Source organism: Pseudomonas brenneri (assembly GCF_007858285.1).
GTDB classification, from domain to species: Bacteria; Pseudomonadota; Gammaproteobacteria; order Pseudomonadales; family Pseudomonadaceae; genus Aquipseudomonas; species Aquipseudomonas brenneri.
In genome coordinates, this window is record NZ_VFIL01000007.1 from 339,644 (window position 1) to 346,766 (window position 7,123).

The following is a 7,123-nucleotide window of genomic DNA, read 5'->3' on the forward strand; positions in this document are numbered from 1 at the left end:
TCGCCCTATGAAAGCGCACTTGACCCTCATCGCCGCCAGCCTGCTGCTGGCCGCGTGCAGCAGCCCGGCGCAGCGGCCGGACAGCGGCCTGCAAGTACCTGCCACCTGGGACACGGCAAGCCAGGCCAACGCCCTGCACATCAACCGGCAATGGTGGACGGCCTTCGCCAGCCCGCAGCTCAACCAACTGATCGAACAGGCCCGTAGCGGGAGCCATGACCTGGCTAGTGCCGTGGCCCGAGTACGCCAGGCCCAGGCCGACGCCGTTGTCGCCGGCGCACCACTGCTGCCTGAGCTCAAGGGTGGACTCAACGCCAGCCGGCAGAAACAGCTGCGCGGCACGGGCAATAGCCAACAAGATAGCAATAGCAACAAAGACACAGTGGACTCCTTCAGCGCGAACCTCACCGCCACCTACGAAATCGACTTCTGGGGCGGCAAGCGTGCCGCACGCGACAGTGCGGAGCTGGCAGTGCGCGCCAGCGAATTCGATCGCGCCACGGTAGAACTGACCCTGCTCAGCGGCGTCGCCATGGCCTACACCCAATTACTGGCGTTGCATGAACAACAACGCATCGCCGAATTGAACCTGGGCAATGCACAGAGCGTCCTCAAACTGGTACAGACCCGCCATGACGCCGGCTCTGCCACCCTCCTGGAGCTGGCGCAGCAAAAGAGCCTGGTGGCCGCACAGCAACGGCAACTGCCGCAAGTGCGCCAACGCGCCGAAGAAACCCGAATCAGTCTGGCGGCCCTGCTCGGCCAACCCGTGCAGACCCTGCGGTTCACAGATCAACCCTTTGACCAACTGCGCTGGCCAAACATTACCGCCGGAGTGCCCAGCGACCTGCTCAGCCGCCGCCCGGACGTTGCCAGTGCCGAGGCACAACTGGCTGCTGCCCAGGCCGACATCATCGTCGCCCGCGCCGCCATGCTGCCCACCCTCACCCTGACCGCCAACCTTGGCTCTGGTGCCAACCGGGCGGCCGATATGTTGCGCAACCCGTTCTACAACCTCGCGGGCGGGCTGATCGCGCCGATTTTCAACAATGGCCGCCTCAGCGCCGGACGCGACAAGGCCACTGCGCGCCAGGATGAGCTGCTGCACACCTATCGCACAGCGATCATCAATGGCTTCGCCGACGTGGAAAAAGCCCTGAGCAGCATTCGCCGGCTGGACGAACAGCGCCAGTGGCAGCACGAGGAATTGAGTGAGGCGCTCACCGCTTTTCGCATCGCCCAGAGCCGCTATGAGGCCGGCGCAGAAGACTTGCTGACGGTCTTGGAGACCCAGCGCACACTGTATGCCGCCCAGGACCTGAATGTGCAACTGCGTCAGGCGCGACTGGGGGCAAGCATTGCCCTGTACAAGGCACTGGGAGGCGGCTGGCAGGCACTGTAGGCGCCGGCTTGCCGGCTCCTGCCAGGGAGTCCCGTACTCAATCAGTGGCGCGCGAAAGCCACCCGTAACGATTCGGCGATCCACTCCAGAGCCTCTTCAGCCTCGTCGATAATCGCCCCCATACGCATAAAGTCATGGGTCATACCCGCATAAACCTTTACATCAACCGCCACGCCGGCCTGTTTCAAATGGGCGCCATACGCCACCCCTTCGTCGTGCAACGGATCGCACTCAGCCACCGCCAGCAACACCGGCGCCACGTTAGGCGCAACCTGCGCCAATAGCGGTGAAAAACGCGGGTCCAGACGATCACTGTGCTCGCCAGCGTAATGCTGGTAGAACCAGCTCAACGTGTCCTTCTCCAACAGATAACCCGAGCCATAACGCTCCAACGAAGCTGTCGGGCGGCTCGCATCGGTCACCGGATAGATCAACACCTGCAAGCACGGCTGGACCTGGCGCCCATCAGCCGCCAACTGGTTGCAAAGCACCGTGGCCAGGCTGGCGCCAACACTGTCGCCGGCTACGGCCAGACGCGCCGGATCGATACCCAGGGCACCAGCCTCCTGTACCAACCAGTGCCATGCATCCTGTGCATCGTGAACCGCCGTGGGAAACACCCACTCCGGAGCCAGTCGATAACCCACGGAAATCACCACACAACCGGCCCGGGCCGCCAACGAGCGGCACAGCGCATCGTGTGAGTCGAGACTGCCAACCACATAGCCACCACCATGAAAATACAACAGTGCGGCACGGGTCGAGCCTGGCGGCGTAGCGCTGTACAAACGCGCCTCCAGGCGGTTGCCATCACGTACCGCAATCGACAGGGTTTCAACCCGTGGCAGTTCCTCGCAGTCAGCCATCATCAACTGGGAGGATTGATCAAACTGTTCACGAGCGGCTTGTGGGGTCAACTGATGCATGGCCGTGCGCTTGCCGCTGTCACGACCGGCACCGACCAGTTCAAGAAATGCAGCAATATCAGGGTTTAACGACATGAAACAACTCCATGCTGGCCGGGCGATTCGCCCGGCCAGGTTCAGGTTCAAGCGCTGATGGGGGTCAGCAACCGGGTAAGTGCCTGATCCAGGCTTTCAAGGAAACGTGAATTGCGAGGGACTTCGAAGTGCCCGCAAGGCAAGCTCGGCCCGGCAGCGTCCTGGCCCAGTTGCAGGCCTAGTGCCTGGGCAGCCGCTTCATGGCCTGCGGCCCACCAGCAATGAGGTGCTGCCTGAATCTGCGGGCAACGGGTCAGCGCCAGGGACAAACGCTTGAGACGCCGAGCCACGCTGAAGATATGCCCCAGCTCATCCGCCCCCAACACCTGGGACAGCGAGCCCACAGCGACCGTCTGCTGCGCCAGCAAGCCAGCGAACAGTTGACGCAAGCCCGCCGGGGTTTCATCCAGGGTGACCGGCAGTATCGCCTGCACGCCAGGCATCATCACCTGGATAAACGAGTGCAGATCCTCCAGGCCGTCATCCATCTCGCCAGCAGGCTCGGTGCCCGGAACGAAACTGTCCATCAGACCAAGGAACTCGACCTGCTGGCCCTGATGCTCCAGCTCTGCCGTCATCAATATCGCCAGCGTCCCGCCCAGGGACCAGCCCAGCAAATGGTATGGCCCATGGGGTTGTCGGGCGCGCAGGTCATCGACGTAATCCACGGCCATGCGCTCCAGCGACGAGTCCTGCCAGTTGGCGTCAAGCAGCATCCGGCACTGAATCGCCTGCACCGAGCGGCGCCCGGCTAACAGCCGCGCTACGGGCTCGTAATCGAATACCGTGCCAAACCCTGCGTGTACACAGAACAAGGGGGCCAGCTCAGTCTCACCTTGATTCATCGTCAGTATCGACACAGGTTTTGCCGCAAGCGCCGGTGCTTCACCACTGCCGGTCAGTTCGCCAATCGTCGGTTTTTGCATCAGGTCACGCAGTTTCAGACTGAAGCCATGCACCTTCAGCGCGCGCGCCTTGGCCACGACTTGCAGGCTTAGGATCGAATCACCACCCAGCTCGAAGAAGTTGTCGCCCAGCCCGACCTTCTCGACCTTGAGCACGGTCTGCCAGATCTGCGCCAGGGCTTTCTCCAACTCGGTACGCGGTGCTACATAACCGCGCTGCTGTTGATTGACATCAGGGTCTGGCAGGCCTTTGCGGTCGAGCTTGCCATTGGGGGTCAACGGCATACGCTCCAGTACCACTAAGTGCGCGGGCACCATGTAGTCCGGCAACTCGCCTCTCAGTTGTTCGCGCAGGCGGTCGCACCAGCCGCTGTCAACGCCACTGTCCTGGGCCACCACATACCCGACCAATTGCTTGCCGCTGCCACCCTCGCGGGCGACCACCACGGCATCCCGCACCCCGGCACAGCCCTTGAGGCGCGATTCGATTTCGCCCAGTTCGATACGAAAGCCACGGATTTTCACCTGATTGTCGATACGCCCCAGATAATCGAAGACGCCATCCTGGCGTTCGCGCACCAGGTCACCGGTGCGGTACAAGCGCCCACCGTCGAGGCTGAACGGATCGAGGACAAAACGCTCGGCCGTCAGCCCCGCACGGTCCAGGTAACCCCGGGCCATGCCATAGCCGCCCAGGTACAACTCACCCGCAGCGCCTTTGGGCAATGGGTTCAGGTCGCTGTCCAGTACATAGGTGCTGCGCGCACCGACCTTGTTGCCAATCGGCGCGTAAGCCGCGCCGCAGGTGTCGTCTGGCCCCGCCTTCCAGATCAACGGAGTGACCACGGTTTCGGTCGGGCCGTAGCCGTTAATGATGAACTGGGGCTGCAAGGCGCGTTGCGCCAGCGCCAGGCTGGCTTGCGGTACTGCGTCACCACCAAAGCAGTAAATACGCACCGCCGGTGGGTTACCTTCACGCTCGGCGTGCTCGGCCAACTGTTGCAGATAAACCGGCGGGAACGCCGCGACTGTTACGCCATGCTGGTGCAAGGCTTCAAAGGTCTGTTCCGGCGTCCACAGGTTGTCATCGCGAATCAGCAGGCGCCCACCGTGAGTCAGCGTGGTCAGCCAACGCTCATGGGCACCGTCGAAGGCAAAGGACATAAACAGCAATTCGCAGTCCTCAGGGCTCATGGTGTAACGCTCGCCAATCGCCCGGCAATGCATGGCCAGCGGACCATGTGCCACTGCCACGCCTTTGGGCAGGCCGGTGGATCCCGAGGTGTAGATCACGTAGGCCAGGTTTTGCGCTTGCAACCGCACCTGTGGGTCTGTCACGGGCTGGTCAGCGAGGTCCAATTGATCGAGTTCCAGCACGCGCACGTGCGCCAACGCCGGTAATGTCTCGCGCAACGAGGTGTCGGTAAGCAGCAAGGCAATCCCTGAGTCTTCCATCAAGTAGGTCAGACGGTCCTTTGGATAGCCGGTGTCCAGCGGCACATAAGCGCCACCGGCTTTAAACACGGCAAGCAAGGCCACGATCAACGACTGGCCGCGTGGCATGGCCACGCCCACTCGCACTTCCGGCCCCACGCCTTCGGCGACCAAGAGGTGAGCCAGGCGGTTGGCGGCTGCGTCCAGTTCGGCGTAGGAATACACCGTCTCACCAAACAGCACCGCGGGCTGCTGCGGTGTACGAGCGGCATACTGGGCAATGCGCTGGTGAACATACAGGCCATCGAATTCAGGCTCGGCTGGCTGCACCTCACCAGCCAGAGCCTCAGGCAGACCGATATTGCCCAAAGGCTGATGCGCATTGCTGGCCAGTTGTTCCAGCAGCCCTTCCATGTTGCGGCGAATGCTCTGTACCGAGGCTTCGTCGAAATGCTCCTGCAAATACATGTACTCGATGACCAAGCCGTCCTCAAGCGTCACCATCAGGTCCATCGGAATGTTAGTACGTCCATAACTGCCGGTATCGCCAAAGCGCAGCAGTGGATCGTTGACCGCGTTGAGGGCCTGATCGACCGGATGGTTTTCGAACACGATAATGCTGTCGAACAAGGCCTGGCCACTCTGCCCGGCCCAGCGCTGAACATCGGACAACGGCGTGTATTCGCGCTCACGCAGTTGCAGGTTGTAATCCTGAATGTCGCGTAACCAGTCCCCCAGTTGACGCGACGGGTCGATCACTTGAATCACGGGCAAGGTGTTGATGAACAACCCCAGCATGCGTTCGGAATCGGCCAGTTGCGCAGGACGCCCGGCGACAGTGGCGCCGAAAGCCACGCTGCTCTGGCCACTGTAGCGACTGAGCAACATCAGCCAAGCGGCTTGCACCAGGGTATTGAGCGTGACGTGCTGGGTTTGCGCAAACCCCTTCAAACGCTCGGTCGCAGCCTCACCCAGCCGGCTGTAAAGCGCATGATGGCCTTGGCCGCGCTGCTTGCCTGCAAACGCATTGGCCAGGTAGGTCGGCTCGTCCAGGCGTACCAACTGCTGGCTCCAGAACGCCTGGCTGGCCTGCGGGTCTTGCTGGCGCAGCCACGCGATGTAATTGCGATAAGCCACAGGCTCCGGCAACGCTACGCCCGAGTAGTGCTGCAAGATTTCGCCCAACAGTTGCGACACGCTCCAGCCGTCGATCAGCAAGTGGTGATAGGTCCAGACCATCTGGTAGCTGTCCGCACCCAGACGGGCCAGGACAATGCGCTGCAACGGCGGGCGCTCCAGATCGAACCCGCGCTCACGCTCATCGCGGGCCAGTTGCTCCAGGCGTTGGGGCAAGTCGTGGGCACCTTGCAGGTCCAACTCGACCAATGGCAACTCAAGACTGTCCATGACAAATTGCAGCGGTTGCTCCAGGCCTTGCCAGACAAAGCCGGTGCGCAATATGGCATGGCGCTCGCAGGCCGCGCCCCAGGCGCGTTTGAAGCGCTCCACATCCAGGCCCTGCACCGCAATGCTCAACTGGTTGATGTAGAGCTCGGCATCTGGCGCGTTCAGACCCAGGAACAACATACCCTGCTGCATTGGCGACAAGGGATACAGATGCTCGACCCGCGCCAAAGGCAGCCCCAGGCTGTGCAACTGCTCATCGTTGAGCCCATGCAACGGTTGTTCGCTGAGTGTGTTATCAGCAGCAACCGCCGGTACCGCCCAACGGATATGCCGGGCCAGGACCTCGATGCTACGGTGCTGGAAAATATCCCTTGGGCTCAACTCAAGGCCGGCCTGACGGGCACGGCTGACTACCTGGATCGAGCTGATGGAGTCGCCACCCAAGGCAAAGAAGTTATCCGTTACCCCGACCTGACGGAGCCCCAGCACGTCTTGCCAGATATCGGCCAGGATACGTTCGACCTCACTGCCTGGCGCGACGAAAGCCTGTTGGGCCAGTGCCTGATCCGGCACTGGCAGCGCCTTGCGGTCCAGCTTGCCGTTGGGGGTCAACGGCATACGCTCAAGCAGTACCAGGGAGGATGGCACCATGTAGTCGGCCAGGTGGATGCTCAATTGCTCGCTCAACTGGCTGACGAAATCCGCCTGGCGCGACTGTTCGGCCGCCAGCAACAAGCGGTCCTGAGGAACCACATAACCTACCAGGCGCGGCCCGGTGGGGCCGGGAACGGCAACCACCACAGCCTCGACGACACTGACCTGCTCCAGCAAGCGCGCTTCGATCTCACCCAGTTCGATACGGAAACCGCGGATCTTCACCTGATGGTCGATCCGGCTGATGTAGTCGATCACCCCGTCCGCGCGATACCGCGCCAGGTCGCCAGTACGGTAGAAACGCCCGCCCGGCTCGCCAT

General features: G+C 62.1%; 3 protein-coding genes. 1 reads left to right on the top strand and 2 read right to left on the bottom strand.

Features of this window, described 5'->3' with window-relative positions; all coding sequences use genetic code 11:
- The first annotated feature begins 7 nt into the window (after positions 1-7).
- Complete coding sequence (locus tag FJD34_RS18025) at positions 8-1,402, top strand: efflux transporter outer membrane subunit (protein ID WP_090291441.1); 1,395 nt, start codon at positions 8-10, stop codon at positions 1,400-1,402.
- Between the two features lie 41 nt (positions 1,403-1,443).
- Here the strand turns inward: FJD34_RS18025 and FJD34_RS18030 are convergent, their stop codons facing one another.
- A complete protein-coding gene (locus FJD34_RS18030) occupies positions 1,444-2,403 on the bottom strand; it encodes an alpha/beta hydrolase (RefSeq protein WP_032857539.1) in 960 nt (319 codons plus the stop codon).
- Positions 2,404-2,450: 47 nt separating this feature from the next.
- Positions 2,451-7,123, bottom strand: a 4,673-nt coding sequence (locus tag FJD34_RS18035; RefSeq protein WP_146552241.1) for a non-ribosomal peptide synthetase, incomplete at its 5' end; no start/stop codon positions are given.